Origin of the sequence: Spirillospora sp. CA-108201 (genome assembly GCF_050936235.1) — a bacterium.
In the GTDB taxonomy this organism is placed as follows: domain Bacteria; phylum Actinomycetota; class Actinomycetes; order Streptosporangiales; family Streptosporangiaceae; genus Spirillospora.
Genome location: NZ_JBNJNE010000001.1, coordinates 2,140,840 through 2,159,042, shown reverse-complemented (window position 1 = coordinate 2,159,042; position 18,203 = coordinate 2,140,840). Strand labels below are relative to the sequence as shown.

Sequence of the window (18,203 nt, the reverse complement as noted above, 5' to 3'; positions counted from 1 at the left end):
GGCCGCTCCCTTTCCCGGGCGCCGCCTCCAGGACGACGAGAGGCCCCGTGACCGGAGCGGGTCACGGGGCCGTTTCCGTGGTGGCCGGTTACTTGACGGGCGGGTTGGCGTTCTTGAGCAGCTCCTGGAACTGGGCCGAGAACCAGTGCCCGGACAGCGGGGCGTTCGCCAGCGCGCCGCTCATGTTGTTGTTGTTGCGCGGGTTGCCGGTGTACGTGGGGTCGCACATCCGGTCGAAGCCCTTGCCCTCGTCGTTCGGGATCTCCGTGCTGGCGCCGTCCGACTCGCCCGGGGGCTTCATCCACACGTAGGCGTCGACGCCGGCGGCCGGGGCCGCCTTGGGCCGCTCGCCGAGGCCCGCGCCGGCCTGGTTGCACCAGTTGCCGAGGTGGATGCGCCGGTCGGTGCGGCCGCCGTCCACGTAGGCGTCGACGCTCGTCTTCGGGCCGGGACCGGCCGGGCGGTTCGCGCCGCCCCAGCCGTTGCGGCTCGTGTCGACGAGCATGCCGATGCCCGAGTCGAACCCGTCCTTGATGAGCTCCTGGCGGAACGCCTGCGCGTAGGACAGCTCGTCGGTGTAGCGGTTCCAGTCGACCCACTTGGACTGCCGGACGGACGTGCCGTTCACGGAGTCGTTGATGGTGAAGTACGGCTCCTGCAAGGCGCCGTAGTTGGCCGTGTTGGTGATGAAGCCGGCGACGTTGCCCTTGGAGCCGGACGCCTGCGCGACGGTGGCGAGCAGCTGCGCGGACGGGCCGAAGTTGTCGTCCCAGCCGAGCCAGCCGTGGTGGCCGATGTCGAGGTAGTTGTAGACGTTGGAGATGGCGCCGAGCTTCTGCAGGGCGTAGGCGATGCCCTTCTCGTAGTTGCCGTTGGCCTTCATCGTGTCGCAGTTCGCGGTGGCGGTCGGCCGGCCCCCGGCGTTGGTGATGAGGTTCGGCAGCGAGTCGATCTCCACGACCGTGGCGATCCGCAGGCCCGCGTACTTGGCGTCGCCGAGGATCTGCGCGATCGGGTCGATGAACTGCGTCTTGTACTTGTCGAGGTCGTTCGGGCCGAGCTCGCCGTTGGACGCCAGCGCGGCGCAGTCGCGTCCGGGCAGGTCGTAGACGACGAGCTGGATCACGCCGGCGCCCTGGGCGAGGGCCTTGTCGAGGTGGGCGCGCAGGCCCATGGCGCCGCCCGCGCCCTGGATGGCGGCGATCCTGTCCAGCCACACGCCGGTCGGCTGGTTCGCGATCGCGCTGCCACCGGCCTCGGCCGCGGCCTTGGCCGACCACTCGGGGTTCACGTACGCCTTGACCCCGGCGTAGGGATTGTCGACGCGGTTGCCCGTCGGCGGGTCGGTGGGCGGGTCGGTGGGCGGGTCGGTCGGTCCCGCCGACCCGGTGCAGACGGTCCCGTTCAGCTTGAGCTGCGCCGGCGCCTGGTTGGCGCCGGAGTAGGTGCCCTGGAAGCCGGGGTTCGCCGTCGCGTTGGTCGCCAGCGTCTGCGCCCAGCTCGGGTTCTTCACGGTGACGTGCTTGCCGGACTGCGTGAACGTCCCGTTCCAGCCCGAGGTCACCTGCTGGTCGCCGGCGAAGTCCCACTCCAGCGTCCAGCCGCCGCTGATCGGGTCGCCGAGGTTGGTGACCGTCACGGAGGCGGTGAAGCCCGTGCCCCAGTCGTTGGTGGTGTAGTCGACCTTGCAGCCGGCGGCCGCGCTGGCCTGGGCCTGGGCCAGCGCGACCGTGCCTGAGGCGAGCAGCGCGGCCACCGAGGCGGCCGCCGCGCCGCGGCGCAGCGCGCCGCGGCCGCCGCGCGCGGAGGGGTGTTTCATCCGGATTCCTCCATCTGGTTGGGGTGGGCCTTCTTGCGGTGGGGTCAGGGGGCGGAGCGCAGGTGGGCGCGCAGCCCGGCGCCGTACGCCGTCGGGGTCCCGTCGTAGGAGCTGATCAGCGACGGGCCGGCGGAGCAGTCCCAGGTGTTCCACGTCCAGCCGAGGTAGGACGCCCCGCGCGCGTCCAGCCAGGCCATGAGCGAGTCGACGTAGGAGTGGCCGCAGGTGTTCTCGCCGATCTCTCCCGCGACGAGCGGGACCTGCGCGGCGACGGGCGCGATCTGCTGGTCCCAGCAGGACGCGTCCTTGCAGTAGTTGAAGTTGTAGGAGTGCCACGCGGCCGCCAGGTTCCCGGTGGGGTCGGACGGCTTCTGGGCGAGCCACTGGCCGAGGTCGTTGGAGTAGCTGCTGCCCGCGGCCATGACGACGTTCTGCGCGCCGGTCGAGCGGACGGCGTCGAGGAGGTCCTGCATGCCCGCCGCCTCGTAGGTCAGGCCGGTGCAGGCCGAGCCGCCGTCACGCCAGCACCTCCACGACTGGGCGTAGTCCATGACCTGGAGGTTGTTCGGGTACGGCTCGTTGAACAGGTCCAAGACGACCGCCGTGTCGCCCTTGTAGGCGGTGGCGAGCTGCTTCCAGAACTCCGGCGCGTACCGGGCGTCCGGCATCGGCTTCTGGCATTCCGCGGCGGCGGTCTGGCAATGGCTGTCGTAGCCGGTCCACAATCCGCGGCTCCAGTGCAGTTCGAGGATCGGCGTGATGCCGTTCTGTTCGAGCAGCCCCACGTAATTCTTGACGGCGTTCTGGTAGGCCGTTCCGCGATAGGCGGGAAGGACGTTGTCCAAGCCCAGCCAGCAGTCGGAGTTGAGCGGCACGCGGACGGCGTTGACATTCCAGTTCTTGATAGCGGCGACGGACGCCGCGTCCATCGGGCCGTCCCAGATGCCGTTTCCCTGGACGCAGGCGAACTCGCCGCCGGAGCGGTTCACCCCGCGCAGGCGCACCGCGGCGCCGGCGGCGTTCACGAACGTGTTGCCGGAGACCTTCAGCCTGGGGGCCGGGCCGCCGGGCGGGGGAGTGGTCGGCGGGTCCGTGGGCGGTTCTCCGCCGCCGTCGCAGGCCGTCCCGTTGAGTGCGAAGGCGGTCGGCGCGGCGTTGGCGCCGCTGTAGGCGAACTGGGCCCCGGCCTGCACGGACGCGCCCGTCGCGAGGGCCGCGTTCCAGCTCTCGCTGGCGACCGTGACGGTCGCGCCCGACTGCGTCCACCGGCCGTTCCATCCGCCCGTGAGGCGCTGGCTCCCCGCGTAGGAGTAGGTCAGCGTCCAGCCGTCCACCGCCGGGCCGCGGTTGGTGATCGTGACGGCGGCGGTGAAGCCGGTGCCCCAGTCGTTGACGGTGTAGCCGACCTCGCAGGCGACGGCGGCGCGGGCCGGCGCCGCGCCGAGCACGGTCCCGGCGCCCGCGGCGAGCGAGCCCGCCGCGCAGATCGCGCCGGTCAGCGCGGCCACCGCGGCGGTGCGCGGGGAAAGGGATCTCATGATCTCCGCCTTCACGTCGGATGATGCGGCTTGGGAGCGCTCCCACTCCTGGACTGCGGTGAACGTAGAACGGCTCGGACGCGGCGGGGAAGCCCTGTTCCATTCCTTTCATGAATTTTCAGGCGCCTTGTGCGCGCGGTGAGCGGCGGGTGCGGGCGGGCCCGAATTCGGTTTCGTCGCGACCCTTGACACGATGCGCGTCCGATCAGATTCTTGGGAGCGCTCCCACTACTCCCGACCCGGTCCACCCCCTCGAAAGGCCGGGAACCCCCGAAGGGAGTGCCGCAAGCGTGACCGTCACCCACCCCCCGCATGACCCCGCCCTCCCCGACCGACCGCCCACCCTCGCCCACGTCGCGCAGCTGGCTGGCGTGTCGCCGGCCACGGCGTCCCGCGTTCTGAACGGGTCGGCGCGCGTCAGCAGGGCGGCCCGCCTCCAGGTCGAGGCGGCGGTCGAGCGGCTCGGCTACGTCCGGCGCCGCAGCGGCCCTCCCGACCGGGAGTCGTCGGGCACCGTCGCCGCCGTCGTCTGCGAGGACGGATGCCGCGTCCTCGGCGACCCGTACTTCGCCCGCCTGCTGTGGGGCGTGCGCCGCGAGCTCGGCGGCCGCTCGCCGTTGGTCGTCCTCATGGCCGGCCGGGCGGACGAGTGGCGGGCGACCACCGGCTACCTGCGCGGCGGGCGGGCCGAGGGCGTGCTGCTCGTCGGCGCCCGCCGCGACCAGGTCGCACCGCTCGTGCAGGCCGCCGCCGGCGCCCCCGTGGTGCTCGCCGGACGCCCCCTCGACGAGGTGGCGCTGCCCTACGTCGACGTCGACAACGCGGGCGGCGCGCACGCCGCCGTCCGGCACCTGCTCGCCTCGGGCCGCCGCCGGATCGGCACCATCGCCGGACCCGCCGACATGGGCTCCGCCGTGGACCGGCTCGCCGGCTACCGGCTCGCGGCGCGCGAGGCCGGGATGGGCGTCAACGGGCTGGTCTGCCAGGGCGACTTCGGCCGGCTGTCCGGCGAGCGGGCGATGCGCCGCCTGCTGGAGCGCCGGCCGGACGTCGACGCCGTGCTCGCCGCGTCCGACCAGATGGCGGTCGGCGCGCTGAACGCGCTGCGCCGGGCGGGGCGCCGCGTCCCCGACGACGTCGCGGTCGTCGGGTTCGACGACGCCCCGGTGGCCCAGCAGGTCCGGCCCCGGCTGACGACCGTCCGGCAGCCGGCCGAGGACCTCGGCGCCCGCCTGGCGCGCGAGCTGCGCGCCTGCACCGGCGGCAGGCCGAACACCGAGCGCGGCGTCGTGCTGCGCACCAAGTTGATCATCCGGGAGTCGGGCTGACGGACCGGGGCCGATCCCCGCCCTCCGCGATCCCGCCCTCCGCGACCCCGCCGTCGCCGTGCTCCGCCGGCGGTGGAGACCGCCATGCCCGGACGCCGGGCGCGACAGGAAGGAACACCGGTGAGAAGACCGAGAAGACATCGACGATGGCGTGCGTTCACGGCCGTGGGCGCGACGCTGACCCTGCTCTGCGGTGGTCTGGGCGTGATCGCCCCGGCGCACGCCGCGGCGGCGGCGTGCAAGGTCGTCTACAGGAAGAACGACTGGGGCGGCGGCTTCACCGCGAGCATCGACATCACCAACCAGGGCGACGCGCTGGACGGCTGGAAGCTGACCTATTCCTACGCGGGCGACCAGAAGCTGGCGAGCGGCTGGTCGGCGAAGTGGTCGCAGTCGGGCCGGCAGGTCACCGTCGAGAACGAGACCTGGAACAGGACGCTCGCCTCCGGCGCCTCGGTGAACGTCGGCGCGCAGTTCACCTACAGCGGGACCAACACCGACCCCACCGCGTTCAGCCTCAACGGCACGCCGTGCAACCAGAGCTCGTCCGCCCCGACGGTGGCGCTGACGAGCCCGTCCGCCGGCGCGACGTACTCGGTGGGCGCCTCGGTGCCGATCGCCGCGACCGCCGCGGCCGGCTCGGGCGCGAGCGTGTCCAAGGTCGAGTTCTTCGACCAGAGCGGGTCGCTCGGCGCCGCCGACGCCACCGCCCCGTACGGGCTGAACTGGACGCCCGCCGCGGCGGGCTCCTACTCCCTCTACGCCAGGGTGACCGACAGCGCCGGTGCGACGGCCGAGTCCGCGCCGGTGGGCGTCACGGTGACGGCGGCGGCGAGCGTCGTGGCGAGCCCGGCCGCGCTGACCGTCGCGCAGGGCGCCAAGGCCGCGTACGCGGTGAAGCTGTCGCAGGCCCCGTCCGCGGCGGTGACCGTGACGACGACCCGGACCGCGGGCAACGCCGGCCTGTCGGTGACCGGCGGCGGGACGCTGACCTTCACGCCGCAGAACTGGTCCACCGCCCAGAACGTGACGATCACCGCGGACGCCTCCGGGACGGGGCAGGCGACCTTCACCTCCGCCGCGCCCGGCTTCGCGGCGGCCAAGGTCACCGCGACCGAGGTGGCCGGCTCCGGCGGCGCCTACACCCAGCGGTTCCTCGACCAGTACAACAAGATCAAGGACCCGGCGAACGGCTACTTCAGCCCCGAGGGCATCCCGTACCACTCGGTGGAGACGTTCATGGTCGAGGCCCCCGACCACGGGCACGAGACGACGTCGGAGGCCTACAGCTACCTCATCTGGCTGGAGTCCATGTACGGCAAGGTCACGCAGAACTGGGCCCCCTTCAACGCCTCCTGGGCGCTGATGGAGAAGTACATGATCCCGACGCACGCGGACCAGCCGACGAATTCCTTCTACAACGCCTCCAAGCCCGCCACCTACGCCGCCGAGCACCCCGCCGTGAGCGACTACCCCTCGCTGATCGACGGCAGCGTCCCGGTCGGCCAGGACCCGATCGCGAGCGAGCTGAAGTCCGCCTACGGCACCGACGACATCTACGGGATGCACTGGCTGCAGGACGTGGACAACGTCTACGGGTACGGCAACACGCCCGGCGGCGGCTGCGAGCAGGGTCCGGGCGCGGACGGCCCCTCCTACATCAACACCTACCAGCGCGGGTCGCAGGAGTCGGTGTTCGAGACCGTCCCGCAGCCGACGTGCGACAAGTTCGCGTTCGGCGGCACCAACGGCTACCTCGACCTGTTCATCAAGGACTCCTCCTACGCCAGGCAGTGGAAGTTCACCGACGCGCCGGACGCCGACGCGCGCGCCATCCAGGCCGCGTACTGGGCGAACGCCTGGGCCAAGGACCAGGGCAAGTCCGGTGACGTCTCGGCCACCGTGGCCAAGGCGGGCAAGATGGGCGACTACCTGCGCTACTCCTTCTTCGACAAGTACTTCAAGAAGATCGGCGACTGCGATTCGCCCTCGTCCTGCCCGGCCGGGTCGGGCAAGGACAGCGAGCACTACCTGCTGTCCTGGTACTACGCGTGGGGCGGCGCGACGGACACCAGCGCCGGCTGGGCGTGGCGCATCGGCGACGGCGCCTCGCACTTCGGCTACCAGAACCCCCTGGCGGCCTACGCCCTGGTGAACGACGCCGCGCTCGCGCCCAAGGGCGCGACGGCCAAGGCCGACTGGGGCAAGAGCCTCACCCGCCAGCTCCAGCTCTACAGGTGGCTGCAGTCCGCCGAGGGCGCCATCGCCGGAGGCGTCACCAACAGCTGGGAGGGCGGCTACAGCGCGCCCCCGGCCGGCCTGACCGAGTTCTTCGGCATGGCCTACGACTGGCAGCCCGTCTACCACGACCCGCCGAGCAACCAGTGGTTCGGCTTCCAGGCGTGGTCGATGGAGCGCGTGGCCGAGTACTACCAGGTCACCGGCGACGCGTCCGCCAAGGCGATCCTCGACAAGTGGGTCTCCTGGGCGCTGTCGCAGACGACGGTCGCCCCGTCCACGGGCGGGATCAAGATCCCCTCCACGCTCAAGTGGACGGGGCAGCCGGACGCGAACTGGGCGGCCGCCACCGGGATGCCGCCCGCCAACACCGGCCTGCACGTCTCGGTGCAGGACTACACCGACGACGTCGGCGTGGCCGCCGCGTACGCCAAGACCCTGACGTACTACGCGGCCAAGTCCGGTGACGCCGCCGCCGAGCAGGCCGCCAAGGACCTGCTCGACGCGATCTGGAAGCACACCGACGCCAAGGGCGTCTCGGTCCAGGAGACGAGGTCCGACTACAAGCGCCTCGCCGACCCCGTCTACGTCCCCGCCGGCTGGAGCGGCACGATGCCGAACGGCGACCCGATCAACTCCGGCTCGACCTTCATGTCCATCCGTTCCTTCTACAAGAGCGACCCCGACTACGCGCGTGTGTGGGCGTACGCCAGCGGCCAGAGTTCCACGGCCCCGGTGTTCACCTACCACCGCTTCTGGGCCCAGGCCGACATAGCCCTGGCCATGGCCGACTACGGCCGCCTCTTCAACGAGTGACCCGTCCGCACGAGTGACCCACCCGCACGAGGGGCCCGTCGCGACGCCTGCCGCGACGGGCCTCCGCTCGTCCCAGGGGGCCCGCCACCTGGAGCGACGGCCGTGTATGCGAACATATGTTCGTGTCCGGTGGTGCGACGATCCTGCATGCCGACCTGGACGCGTTCTACGCGTCGGTCGAGCAGCGGGACGACCCCGCCCTGCGCGGGCGGCCGGTGATCGTCGGGACGGGCGTGGTGCTGGCCGCGAGCTACGAGGCCAAGGCCTGCGGCGTGCGGACGGCGATGAGCGGCGGGCAGGCCCGCCGGCTGTGCCCGCGGGCGGTCGTCGTCCGGCCGCGCATGAGCGCCTACAGCGCGGCGAGCAAGGCGGTCTTCGCGGTGTTCCGCGCCACGACGCCGCTGGTGGAGGGCCTGTCGATCGACGAGGCGTTCCTCGACGCCGACGGGCTGCGCCGCGCGCCGGTGGACGTGGCGGTCCGGCTGCGGCGCGAGATCGCCGAGGAGGTCGGGCTGCCGATCACCGTCGGGGTCGCCCGCACCAAGTTCCTCGCCAAGGTCGCCAGCGGCGTCGCCAAGCCCGACGGGCTGCTGGTGGTGCCGCCGGACGGCGAGCTGGAGTTCCTGCGCCCGCTGCCGGTGCGGCGGCTGTGGGGCGTGGGGCCCGCGACCGCGGCCAAGCTCGCCGGGTTCGGCGCGGCGACGGTCGGCGACGTGGCCGGGATGCCGGAGTCCACCCTGGTGTCGATGCTCGGCCCGGGGGCGGGCCGCCACCTGTACGCGCTGGCGCACAACCGCGACCCGCGGCCCGTGCGCGCGGGCGTGCGGCGGCGGTCGATGGGGGCGCAGCGGGCGCTCGGCCGCCGCCCCCGTCCGGCGGCGGAGCTGGACGCGATGCTCGTCGGGCTGGTCGACCGGCTCGGCGGCCGGCTGCGCAAGTCCCGCCGCGTCTGCCGGACGGTCACCCTCCGGCTGCGGTTCGGCGACTACGCCCGGGCCACGCGCTCGCACACGCTGCCCCAGGCCACCGCCGAGACCCCCGTGGTCCTGGCCGCGGCGCGGAGCCTGCTCGCCGCCGCCATGCCCCTGGTCGACGAGCGCGGCCTGACGCTGATCGGCCTCTCGCTGGGCAACCTGCACGACGACCGCGCCGTCCAGCTCACCCTGCCGTTCGACCAGGCGATGGCGGTGGACGGCGCGGTGGACGGCGTCCGGGACCGGTTCGGCTCGTCCGCCATCACCCGCGCCGTCCTGCTCGGCCGCGACCAGGGCGACCCGGTGCCGCTTCTGCCCGACTGAACCGGCGCGGTCACCCGGTCAGGACGGCTCCACGATGCCGAGGCCGTCCGCCCCGACCCGGACGGCGGACTCGTCCGGCACCGACTCCGAGACCGGCTGGAGGCGTCCGTCCAGGTCGAGGACGGGGCTGGCCTCCTTGTACCATGCCGACGTGGTGCAGCCGGGGACCGGCGCCGCCGGTGAACGCCACGTCGTGGACGGTCTGCTTGCGGTACATCCACGCCGCGTACAGCTCGTGCTCGTCGCCCTCGATCGTCTCCGAGCAGCCGAAGCCGAGGGACGCGTAGTGCGCGTAGGCGGCCGGGATGCCGGGCGTGCAGATGTTGAAGTGGTCCAGGCGGGCGATCTGCGCGCCGCGGTGCAGGTCGTAGCGCTGGAGGAGGCGCTCCCCGCAGGCGATCACGTGGAAGAACTCCACGGTGAAGCCGAGCGCGTCGAGGACGCGGACGGCGTCGCCGACGCCGTGCGTCCCCGCCCCGGCGGGACGCGCCGGACCGGCCGGCCGAGGGCGGCGAAGAACCGCTCGGCCCGGTCGACGTCCTCGGGCGTCCGCACCCGGTAGGCGATGTGGTCGAGGGCGGCGACGGGCCCGGAGCGCAGGACGAGGGAGTGGTGGGTGAGCTCGTCGGTGCCGCGCAGGTACAGCGCGCCCGCGTCCTCGTGCTGCCGCGGCCCGCGACGCCGGCGCCGACGGCGCCCTGGTGATCACCCGTGCTACGCGCGGCCCACCCAGCGGGCCCTGTACGACTGGTACGCGACCGTCGCCCGCGAGTTCCCCGACCTCCCGCTGGTGATCTACAACGTCCCGTCCCGGACGGCCGTGGACATCGCGCCCGAGACCGTCCGGCGGCTGTTCGCCGACTTCGGCAACGTCGTCGGGCTCAAGGAGACGACCAGGGACTTCGAGCACTTCTCCCGCGTCCTGCACGCCTGCGGGCCCGAGCTGCTCGTCTGGTCCGGCATCGAGCTGCTGTGCCTGCCGCTTGCTCGCCCTCGGCGGCGCTGGGTTCGTGCCGTGCGTCGAGGGCCTGCGCGCGGTGCCGTTCGAGGGCGGCCCGTGGAACGCGAAGGTTCCTCCCGTCTTCGTCGTCGGAGGGAATGATGAGTTGACACGAGGAATCGGCCGGCTCGCCGAGGAGCTCGGCGAGGCGGAACCGGTCACGGTGCCCGGCGCCCACCACGAGGTGCTGGGCGGGCCGCACTGGCGTGTGGCCGTCCTGGACGCGCTGTCGCGGTGACCGGGCCGGCGAACACGTCCGGGGGGTGCGGGCCGAGGATGAGGAGAACCGGGTGAGTGCCGCGAAGAAGCAGGCCCAGACCAAGGAGAGCAAGGCCGAGTTCTGCTACGAGCTGCTGCGGTCGCGCATCCTCGAAGGCACCTACGTGCCCGGGTACCGGCTGGTCATCAACCAGCTCGCCCAGGAGACCGGGGTGAGCACGATCCCGTTGCGCGAGGCGCTGCGCCGGCTCCAGTCCGACGGGCTCGTCGAGGTGGTGCGCAACGTCGGCGCCCGGGTCGCGGTCTTCGACGCCGAGCAGGTCGAGCACACGCTGCAGATCCTCGCGCGGCTGGAGGGCTACGCCACCGCGATCTCGGCGCCGCCCATGACGGCCGCGCACATCGCCGCCTCCCGCAAGATCAACGACCGGATGGTGGAGGCGCTGGAGGAGTTCGACCCGACCGCGTTCACGGCGCTCAACCGCGAGTTCCACTTCTCGATCTACGAGCACTGCCCGGACGGGCACCTGCGCTCCCTGCTCGAAGCCGAGTGGGCGCGGCTCGACCACATGCGCCGCTCGACCTTCAGCTACGTCCCCGGCCGCGCCCGCCGCTCCGTGGTCGAGCACGGGCACATCCTCGACCTCATCGCCGAGGGCGGCGACCCGGCCGAGATCGAGCGCGTCGCCTGCGCCCACAAGAACGCCACCGCCGACGCGCTCCACGGCGCGCACCCCGTCCCGCACAAGTGACCGGAAAGCCGAACGCGCCGTTCCCACCGGACGAGGCATGAGGAACGGCGCGCCCGGCTCGTGACGGGGGTTCCAGGGGGTCGCCCCCTGGGTCAAACCAGCAGTTGGCCGCCGTCGACCTGGATCACGGTGCCGGTGATGTGGTCCGCCTGGTCGGAGGCGAGGAACAGCACCAGCGGGGCGATGTCGTCCGTCGTGGCGATCCTGTTGAGCGGGATGCGCGACTCCCGGGCGGCGCGGGCCCGCCATCGTCGGCAGCACCGGCCCGCGGCCCGAGCCGATCGCCCTCGGTGCGGTCATGGGCAAGGAGCTGGACGTGCTCGGCTCGCTGAACGGCGACGTCGGCGACCTGCACCGCTCCGTCGAGTTCCTGCGCGGGTTCCAGGACCGCTTCGCCTGGGACGACCTGTTCGGCGCCACCGGCGGCCTCGGCGACGCGTCCGGCGCGCTCGCCTCGATGGCGCGGCAGGAGCAGGTCAAGGCCGTCATCAACCCCAACCGATGGGAAACCCGTGCCCGCGCAGATTCCCCGCCGCAGGCTCGGCGCCGCCGGGCCCGAGGCTTCCGTGCTGTCCCTCGGCTCCTGGCACACCTACGACCGGATGGACTTCGCCGACTCCGTCGCCATGGTCCGGCACGCCGTCGACTCCGGCGTCGACCTCTTCGACGTCGCCGTCTACGGGATGCCCGGCCACCCGCCGGTGTCACCGACGTGCTGTTCTCGGCGATCGTCCGCGCCGCCGGCATCGCCCGGGACGACTACCTGCCGTCCACCAAGCTGCGGCTGGAGGGATATCCCGAGCAGTCGCTGCGCGACCAGCTCGCGGGCGCGCTGTTCCGCGTCGGCGCCGACCACGCGGACGTGGCCGTCCTCGGCGACGTCCGCCGCGACCACGTCGACCTGCGGCGTCGCGCCGAGGACCTCGCCGCGCGGGAGAAGGAGGGGCTGCTCGGCCGCTGGGGCGTCAACGGTCGGCCACGGCGATCCGGACGATCCGCGAGCACGCGCTCGCCGCCGGCTCCCCGGGCCCGCAGCTCGCCCAGCTGAAGTACAGCCCGTGCCGGCGCTCCATCCCCGACGGAGAGCCGTTCGCCGCCGTCTTCGCCGAGGGGGTGGCCCTGCAGGCGTCGGACGTCCTGGAGGGCGGCATGCTCGCCGGGAACGCCAGGCCGTCCCGGCGGATCGGGCGCGACCCGGGCGACATCCGCTCCCGCGTCCGGGAGGCCGCCGAGGGCATCGCCGAGCTCGGCGCCGGGCTGGACGCCACGCCGGCGCAGCTGTGCATCGCTTTCACCCTCACGCGTCCCTCGACCGCGACCGTCCTGTTCGGCGCGAGCGGCATGCGGCAGCTGACCGACGACATCGCCGCGCTGGACGTGCTGGAACGCGTCGGCGCGCAGCGGCCGCGCTCCCTCATGGAGCCGTTCTGGGCGGACCGCGGCGTCGTGGACCCCGAAGGTCCGTGAGCCGCGGACGGCGGCGCGCGCCCGGACCGGCGGGGGCGGTCCGGACGCGCTCATCGCGCGGCGGCGGCGTCGTGCACCCAGCCCTGGTGGCTGCGGCCGGTGACCTCCAGCCGGACCAGCGGCGCGTAGGCGTCGGCCCGGATCCCGTCGTAGCCGTGCCGGACGATGGAGTGGTAGATGTCCTCGGACACCACCAGGACCAGGGGCGCCGCCGTGCGGCGCAGGGCGTCCTTCGCCTCCGCCGAGTCCAGCAGGCGGAAGGCGACGTCGAGCGCCTCTCCAAAACTGCCGTGGCCGTCGTTGTTGACCTCTCCGGCGTGCACGACGACGCGCATGCGGATTCGCCGTTCGCGGTCCGGCGCGGCGGTCAGGCCCGAATTGTATTCGGCCAATAATGCCGACAGCAGGGGAACGGCCGAGTTCAGCAGGAGCGTTTTCGGCACTTCGTCGAGCGGGTGCACGAGAACGAGCGCGCCGTCGCCCCGGTCGACATAGGGCTCCCGGTGCCGGCACTCGATTCCCGCCCGTACCAGCGCCTCCTCCAGAAGCCGGTAGAGCGTCCCGCGCAACTCGGCCTTCACCGGGTCGGTGCGGGCCGTCGATCCCTCGATGTCCACCGCCATGATCGCCCGGTAGCGGGGACGGACCGAGGTCCGCTCCACCACCCGGAGCCGTGGGCGGGGCACGTCGACGAGCGCTGGACCCGGGGCCCCCGCCCGCGCGCCGCCCGCCGCCGCCTCCGCCGTCTCGTGGTCCATTTCCCCCGTGCCCCTTTCATCGCGGGTCCCCCGTCGGCGCGGCGGAAACGATCCTGACATTCGCATTCCACCCCCGCAACCCAGGCGACCCCGGCCGGACTGCCGGGTTTTCCCGGTTAGGGCAAGTTCCTTTGTCGGCGCGAAAAGTGCCGGAATCCGCCGGACATCGCGGCGGCGTCCCCGTCAAGGGAAAGGCGTCCCGCATGGTCCCGGCGCCCCGGGGGCCGGAGTCCCGCGAGATCGGGACGGAATCGGCCGGACGCGTCCCGCATCGATCGGATAACGCCCCTTCGACCACGCGCCCCGGGTCGGGGAAAATGCCCGTGCGCCCGCCGCCCGGGCGCACGGCCGGCGCGCGCCCCCGGGAAAGCACGGACCCGCGTCCCGTGGGTTCGCGGTGGCAGGACGCGGGCCGAGGTCCCAGCATGGAAAGGATGGTCGTGGTGATTTCCGCGCCACGCAGGCGCAGGTCGCCGCCGTGGTTCGGGACGGAGACGAGGCGCGCCCTCGTCGCCGGCGCGGCGGTCGCGGGGCTGGCGCTCCTCGCGGGCTGGCCGTACTGGCGGGATCATCCGGCCGCCGCGGCGACCACCCTGGTCAGCTGCGCCGCCATCGCCGTGGTGGGGGTGCTGCTGGCGACCGGGCCGCGCACCCGCCGCACCGGGCTGCTGTTCGCGGCCGCGTCGGTGTTCTGGGCGGTCAACTGGGCCGCGAGCTGGGACGCGACCGTCGGGCCCATCCTGTCCCCCTACGCCCAGGCCGACTTCTACCTCGCGCTCGCCGTCGGCGTCCTGCTCTACCCCGGCGGGCGGCTGGAGTACCTGGGCGACCGGATCTGGACGGCCGCGGCGTGCCTGGTCCTGTGGGGCTGCCCCACGGCGCTGTGGGTCACGTCCGAGCCGGAATGGGCCGCGTTCCGGGGCGACTCGGTGTGGTGGCCCGCCCTCTATCCCGACCTGGAGCTCTTCAAGGCCGTCCTCAAGGTGTCGGCCGCCCTGTACCTCCTCCTCGCCCTCTCGTTCGCCGTCGTCCTCCTGCTGCGGCTGCCGCGGATGGGCCGGCTGCGGCGCCTGCTCGCCCTGCCCGTGACGGTCGCGATCGGCTTCGTCGGCGTCTCGGCGGCGTTCACGCAGAAGCCGATCATGGAGGCGTCGATCCCGCTGGACGACCTGCTGCACGTCTACGTGATCCAGGGCGCGGTCGTCGTGCTCGTCCCGCTGACGCTGCTGGCGTCCGGGCTGCGGGTCCGCATCGCCGAGCTGACCGTCGCGGGGCGGATGCTCCGGCTGACCGCCCCGGTGTCGGTGGAGAGGATCCGCGACGCGCTCCGCGACGTCCTGCACGACCCGACCCTGGAGCTCTGGTTCTGGGCGCCGACGGAGGGGACCTACGTCGACACGGCCGGGCGGCCCGTCGACCTGGGCCCGGAGGCCGGCGACGCGGGCGACCCGGGGGGCGGCGCGGCGGAAGACGGCGGGCGCTGGCGGCACCGGGTGCGCGGCGCCTCCGGGGAGCCGCTCGCCGTCGTCGAGCTCGGCGGCGCGCTGCGCGACCACGGCTCCCTCGTGGAGGCCGCGCTCGTCGCGGGCGGCCGGGCGCTGGAGACCGCGCGGCTCCAGGCCGGCGTGCAGGCGGGCCTCGAACAGGTCAGGGCCGCCTACCGGCGCCTCGTGCGGGCCGAGGCCGCCGAGCGCGAGCGGCTCGCCCGCGACCTGCACGACGGCGCGCAGCAGCGGCTGCTCGCGCTCGGCGCGATGCTCGGCACGCTGGAGGCCGTCACGGGCGACCCGGCGGTGAAGGAGCACGCCCGCGCCTGCCGCGCCGAGCTGAAGGAGGCCCTCGCCCAGCTGCGGGCGCTGGCCCGGGAGATGCAGCCGGCGCTGCTCGTCCAGGACGGCCTCGGCCCGGCGCTGGAGGTCGTCGCCGAGCGGCTCGGCACCCGGGTCGCGCTCGACGTCACGCCGCGCCGGTTCTCCCGCGAGATCGAGTCCACGCTTTACTCCGCGTTGTGCGAGACGCTGTCGTACGCTGTCGAGCGCGCGCGTGCCACCCGGATCCTCGTGCGGGTAGGCGAGGACGGCGGACGGGTGGTCGCCGAGGTCGGGCTCGACGGCGCCTGTCCCGGTGACCCCGCCGCCGAACTGGCCGCTCCCTCCGGCCGGATCAGGGCGCTGCGCGGCGAGGTGGAAGTCGGCGGCGGCCCCCGCGCGGGCCTGACGGTAAGGATGGACCTGCCATGCGAGTAGCCGTGGCGGAGGACAGCGGGATCTTCCGGCAGGCTCTGACCACCCTCCTCACCACGGTCGGGATCGACGTGGTGGCGTCCGCCGCCTCCGGCGAGGAGCTGCTGGCCCACGTCGCCGACGACCCGCCCGACGTCGCCATCCTCGACCTGCACATGCCGCCCACGTTCACCAACGAGGGCGTCGTCGCGGCGCGCCGGCTCCTGGAGCGCCATCCCGGCCTCGGCGTCCTGGTCCTGTCGGCCTTCAACGAGACGCCGCAGGCGATGGAGCTGTTCCGCGGCAGGCCGCGCGGCGTCGGATACCTGCTGAAGGACCACGTCACGGACGTGGAGAACCTGCGCTCGGCGCTGGAGCGGGTCGGCCGCGGCGAGGTCGTCATCGACCCCGACGTGGTGACCAGGCTGGTCGAGGCGCGGCACCGCGAGCAGGAGCTGTCCCGGCTGTCGGGGCGCGAGCGGGAGGTCCTGGCGCTGATGGCGGAGGGGCACTCCAACGCCGGCATCGGCAGGCGGCTGCACCTGTCCGCCCGGACGGTCGAGGACCACGTGCGGGCCATCTTCGCCAAGCTCAAGATCACCACGCCCGGCGGGCCGCCCGGCCCCCAGGACAGCAACAAGCGCGTGCTCGCCGTCCTGACGTGGCTGCGCGCGGCCGAGCCCCGCTGACCGCGGCGGGAGGCCCGGCGCGCGCTCACCGGTGTCCCGCGCATCGATCGGATAACGGACCCTCGCGCCGCGGGGCGGCGGTGGGGAAAACTGCCTGTGCGAGTCCGGTCGCGTCAGGTGACCCCGGTGGTGGCCCCCGCACGCCACCGCGAGGCGCCGCGAACCCGTACGCGGGTTCGTGACGCGGCCGTTTCCCGCACGGTTCCATGCTCCCGTCGCCGCCCTGCGCGCGCATCCGGGAAAACCCTTGTCCCGGGCGGTGGTTTCCCGGGACGACACGGAAGGATCGCGGTGAGGCCCGTCCCCCGGTGGCCGCCGTGGCTCGGCGCGCGGGTCCGCCGCGCTCTGGCCACGGGCGCGGCGGTCGCGGCCCTGGCGCTGGTCTGCGGCTGGCCGCACTGGCGCGCCCAGCCCGCCGCCGCGGCGGTCACCCTGGTGTGCTGCGGCGGGTTCGCCGTCGCGGGCGGGCTGTTCGCGGCGGGCCGGACCGGCCGGCGCAGCGGCACGGCGTTCGTCGCCGCCGCCGCGGCGTGGGCGGTCACCTGGGCGGTGGCCTGGAACACCGGCGCGGCGCCGCTGGTGTCGGTGTTCGCGCAGTCGGTGTTCTTCGTCGCGATCGGCGTCGGCGTCCTGCTGTACCCGGGCGGGCGGCTGGAGGGCGCCGCCGCGAAGGCGTGGACCGCCGCCGCCGTGGTGATCATGGTCGGCGGGCAGGCGCTGCTGTGCGCCGTCTCCCGGCCGGAGTGGAACGGCTTCGCGGCGTCGGCTACCTGGCCGGCGCTGCGTCCCGAGCACGAGGTCTTCCACTGCGTCCAGCGGGGCCTGGCCGGTGCGATGACCGTGCTGGCGGGCGCGCTCGTGGTGATCCTGGTGGCCCGCCTGCCGCGCACGGGGCGGCTGGACCGCGCGCTCACCGTCCCCGTCGCGGTCGCCGTGACGTTCGGCGTCACCGGCGCCCTGGTGGTCCAGAGCACGCTCATCGGCAGTGACGCGGAGCTGGCGGACGTGCTGGACGTCTACCTCTTCCAGGGCGTCTTCGCCACCGTGCTGCCGCTGGCGTTCCTCGGCACCGCGCTGCGCGCCCGGCTGGCCGAGCTCACGGTGGCCGAGCGGATGCAGCGCCTGCTCGTCGCCCCGGTCTCGGTGGCGCGCGTCCGCGACGCGCTCCGCGCCGTCCTCGGCGACGGCGCCCTGGACCTGTGGATGTGGGCGGACGGCGGCTACGTCGACGTGGAGGGCCGCCGCGTGCGCGACGCGCCCGGAGGCGCGGCGGGACGCTGGCGGCACCAGGTCCGCACGTCCGGCGGCGAGCCCCTCGCCACCGTCGACCTCGCCGCCGCGCTCCGCGACCACGAGCCGCTCGTCGAGGCGGCGCTGGTCGCGGGCGGCCGCGCGCTGGAGACCGTCCGGCTCCAGGCCGCCGCGCAGGCCAACCTGGAGCGGGCGCGCGAGGCGCGCGAGCGGCTGGTGCGCATCCAGGCGGCCGAGCGCGAGCGGCTCGCCGCCGACCTGAAGCACAGCGCGCAGCGGCGGCTCCACGCGCTGGAGGAGATGCTCGCCCGGCTGGAGGCCGCGACGGCCGACCCGCGGGCCCGCGAGCAGGCCGGGACCTGCCGCCGCGAGCTGGCCGAGGCGGTCGCCGAGCTGGAGGCGCTGGCCCGCGGCATGCACCCGGCGATCCTCGCCGACGCGGGGCTCGGCCCGGCGATGGAACTGGTCGCCGCCCGCGCGGCCGTGCCCGTCCGTCTCGACATGCCCGCGGGCCGGTTCCCGCCCGAGATCGAGTCGACGCTCTACTTCGCGCTCTGCGAGGCCCTCACCAACGCCGTCAAGCACGCCCGGGCCGACGCGATCCGCCTTTCCGTCCGGCCGGGGCCGGACGGGATCGCCGCCGAGGTCCGCGACGACGGCGTCGGCGGCGCCTCCCCGGACCCGGGCGGCGGCCTGGCGGGCCTCACCGACCGCGTCCGCGCGCTGCGCGGCCGGGTCACCGTCGAGAGCCCGCCGGGTGAGGGCACCGCCGTCCGCATCGTCCTGCCGTCCGGAGAGGGCGCCTGAC

16 protein-coding genes and 1 pseudogene are annotated in these 18,203 nt (G+C 73.9%); 12 read left to right on the top strand and 5 right to left on the bottom strand.

The genetic code is table 11. The features are described 5' to 3' along the window. Positions 1 to 88 precede the first annotated feature (88 nt). Together ACQEU6_RS10615 and ACQEU6_RS10610 are read right to left on the bottom strand one after the other, a co-directional pair. Positions 89 to 1,819 carry a glycoside hydrolase family 6 protein gene (locus tag ACQEU6_RS10615; protein WP_499331085.1) on the bottom strand — a complete coding sequence of 577 codons (1,731 nt, stop codon included), beginning with the start codon at positions 1,817 to 1,819 and terminating at the stop codon, positions 89 to 91. 44 nt (positions 1,820 to 1,863) lie between these two features. After that, positions 1,864 to 3,357 (bottom strand): cellulase family glycosylhydrolase, encoded by a 1,494-nt coding sequence (locus ACQEU6_RS10610; RefSeq protein WP_499331084.1) that lies wholly within the window; start codon positions 3,355 to 3,357, stop codon positions 1,864 to 1,866. Between the two features lie 290 nt (positions 3,358 to 3,647). Here ACQEU6_RS10610 and ACQEU6_RS10605 point away from each other — a divergent pair, with 290 nt between their 5' ends. The 3 genes from ACQEU6_RS10605 to dinB all read left to right on the top strand — a co-directional run bounded on the left by ACQEU6_RS10605 (position 3,648) and on the right by dinB (position 9,037). Continuing rightward, on the top strand, positions 3,648 to 4,685 hold the full coding sequence (locus ACQEU6_RS10605; protein WP_499331082.1) for a LacI family DNA-binding transcriptional regulator: 1,038 nt from the start codon (positions 3,648 to 3,650) through the stop codon (positions 4,683 to 4,685). 165 nt (positions 4,686 to 4,850) lie between these two features. Next, positions 4,851 to 7,739, top strand: a complete 2,889-nt coding sequence (locus ACQEU6_RS10600; protein WP_499331080.1) for a glycoside hydrolase family 48 protein — start codon at positions 4,851 to 4,853, stop codon at positions 7,737 to 7,739. 122 nt (positions 7,740 to 7,861) lie between these two features. Next, complete coding sequence (gene dinB / locus ACQEU6_RS10595) at positions 7,862 to 9,037, top strand: DNA polymerase IV (RefSeq protein WP_499331078.1); 1,176 nt, start codon at positions 7,862 to 7,864, stop codon at positions 9,035 to 9,037. Between the two features lie 10 nt (positions 9,038 to 9,047). Here dinB and ACQEU6_RS10590 read toward each other — a convergent pair whose 3' ends face one another. Next, a complete protein-coding gene (locus tag ACQEU6_RS10590; RefSeq protein ID WP_499331077.1) occupies positions 9,048 to 9,440 on the bottom strand; it encodes a hypothetical protein in 393 nt (130 codons plus the stop codon). Between ACQEU6_RS10590 and ACQEU6_RS10585 the strand changes: the two genes are divergently transcribed. The 4 genes from ACQEU6_RS10585 to ACQEU6_RS10570 are packed head-to-tail and all read left to right on the top strand — an operon-like array spanning position 9,441 to position 11,008. Further along, the gene (locus tag ACQEU6_RS10585) at positions 9,441 to 9,599 is read left to right on the top strand and encodes a hypothetical protein (protein WP_499331075.1); all 159 of its coding nucleotides are present in this window, start codon (positions 9,441 to 9,443) and stop codon (positions 9,597 to 9,599) included. It abuts the gene before it with no gap. 54 nt (positions 9,600 to 9,653) lie between these two features. Further along, entirely contained in the window at positions 9,654 to 10,139 is a 486-nt protein-coding gene (locus tag ACQEU6_RS10580) for a dihydrodipicolinate synthase family protein (RefSeq protein ID WP_499331074.1), read from the top strand. 4 nt (positions 10,140 to 10,143) lie between these two features. Beyond that, complete coding sequence (locus ACQEU6_RS10575) at positions 10,144 to 10,275, top strand: hypothetical protein (RefSeq protein WP_499331072.1); 132 nt, start codon at positions 10,144 to 10,146, stop codon at positions 10,273 to 10,275. A gap of 52 nt (positions 10,276 to 10,327) precedes the next feature. Then, a complete protein-coding gene (locus tag ACQEU6_RS10570) occupies positions 10,328 to 11,008 on the top strand; it encodes a GntR family transcriptional regulator (protein WP_499331071.1) in 681 nt (226 codons plus the stop codon). Between the two features lie 92 nt (positions 11,009 to 11,100). Here the strand turns inward: ACQEU6_RS10570 and ACQEU6_RS10565 are convergent. Further along, a pseudogene (locus tag ACQEU6_RS10565) lies at positions 11,101 to 11,238 on the bottom strand (SDR family oxidoreductase); the annotation flags it as partial. Between the two features lie 68 nt (positions 11,239 to 11,306). Here ACQEU6_RS10565 and ACQEU6_RS10560 point away from each other — a divergent pair. Together ACQEU6_RS10560 and ACQEU6_RS10555 are read left to right on the top strand one after the other, a co-directional pair. Continuing rightward, positions 11,307 to 12,056 carry a hypothetical protein gene (locus ACQEU6_RS10560; protein WP_499340591.1) on the top strand — a complete coding sequence of 250 codons (750 nt, stop codon included), beginning with the start codon at positions 11,307 to 11,309 and terminating at the stop codon, positions 12,054 to 12,056. Further along, entirely contained in the window at positions 11,966 to 12,475 is a 510-nt protein-coding gene (locus ACQEU6_RS10555) for an aldo/keto reductase (RefSeq protein ID WP_499340123.1), read from the top strand. Before ACQEU6_RS10560 ends, ACQEU6_RS10555 begins: the two co-directional genes overlap by 91 nt. Before the next feature lie 50 nt (positions 12,476 to 12,525). On the opposite strand, the gene ACQEU6_RS10550 is transcribed toward ACQEU6_RS10555, so the two are convergent. Next, on the bottom strand, positions 12,526 to 13,233 hold the full coding sequence (locus tag ACQEU6_RS10550) for a nucleotidyl cyclase domain-containing protein (RefSeq protein ID WP_499331069.1): 708 nt from the start codon (positions 13,231 to 13,233) through the stop codon (positions 12,526 to 12,528). A 443-nt stretch (positions 13,234 to 13,676) separates the two neighbouring features. On the opposite strand from ACQEU6_RS10550, the gene ACQEU6_RS10545 reads away from it, so the two are divergent. The 3 genes from ACQEU6_RS10545 (at position 13,677) to ACQEU6_RS10535 (ending at position 18,202) form a co-directional block, all read left to right on the top strand. Then, positions 13,677 to 15,479: a sensor histidine kinase gene (locus ACQEU6_RS10545; RefSeq protein WP_499331067.1), complete on the top strand. Its 1,803-nt coding sequence runs from the start codon at positions 13,677 to 13,679 to the stop codon at positions 15,477 to 15,479. Then, positions 15,470 to 16,144 (top strand): response regulator transcription factor, encoded by a 675-nt coding sequence (locus ACQEU6_RS10540; RefSeq protein WP_499331066.1) that lies wholly within the window; start codon positions 15,470 to 15,472, stop codon positions 16,142 to 16,144. Before ACQEU6_RS10545 ends, ACQEU6_RS10540 begins: the two co-directional genes overlap by 10 nt. A 291-nt stretch (positions 16,145 to 16,435) precedes the next feature. Then, positions 16,436 to 18,202, top strand: coding sequence for a sensor histidine kinase (locus tag ACQEU6_RS10535; RefSeq protein WP_499331064.1), 1,767 nt, complete (start codon positions 16,436 to 16,438; stop codon positions 18,200 to 18,202). Position 18,203 lies beyond the last annotated feature (1 nt).

Bases quoted from the DNA above. Each gene is read 5' to 3' on its own strand.
- ACQEU6_RS10610 (WP_499331084.1), bottom strand. From the start codon at position 3,357: ATGAGATCCCTTTCCCCGCGCACCGCCGCGGTGGCCGCGCTGACCGGC.
- ACQEU6_RS10550 (WP_499331069.1), bottom strand. From the start codon at position 13,233: ATGGACCACGAGACGGCGGAGGCGGCGGCGGGCGGCGCGCGGGCGGGG.
- ACQEU6_RS10540 (WP_499331066.1), top strand. From the start codon at position 15,470: ATGCGAGTAGCCGTGGCGGAGGACAGCGGGATCTTCCGGCAGGCTCTG.
- ACQEU6_RS10560 (WP_499340591.1), top strand. From the start codon at position 11,307: ATGGGCAAGGAGCTGGACGTGCTCGGCTCGCTGAACGGCGACGTCGGC.
- ACQEU6_RS10615 (WP_499331085.1), bottom strand. From the start codon at position 1,819: ATGAAACACCCCTCCGCGCGCGGCGGCCGCGGCGCGCTGCGCCGCGGC.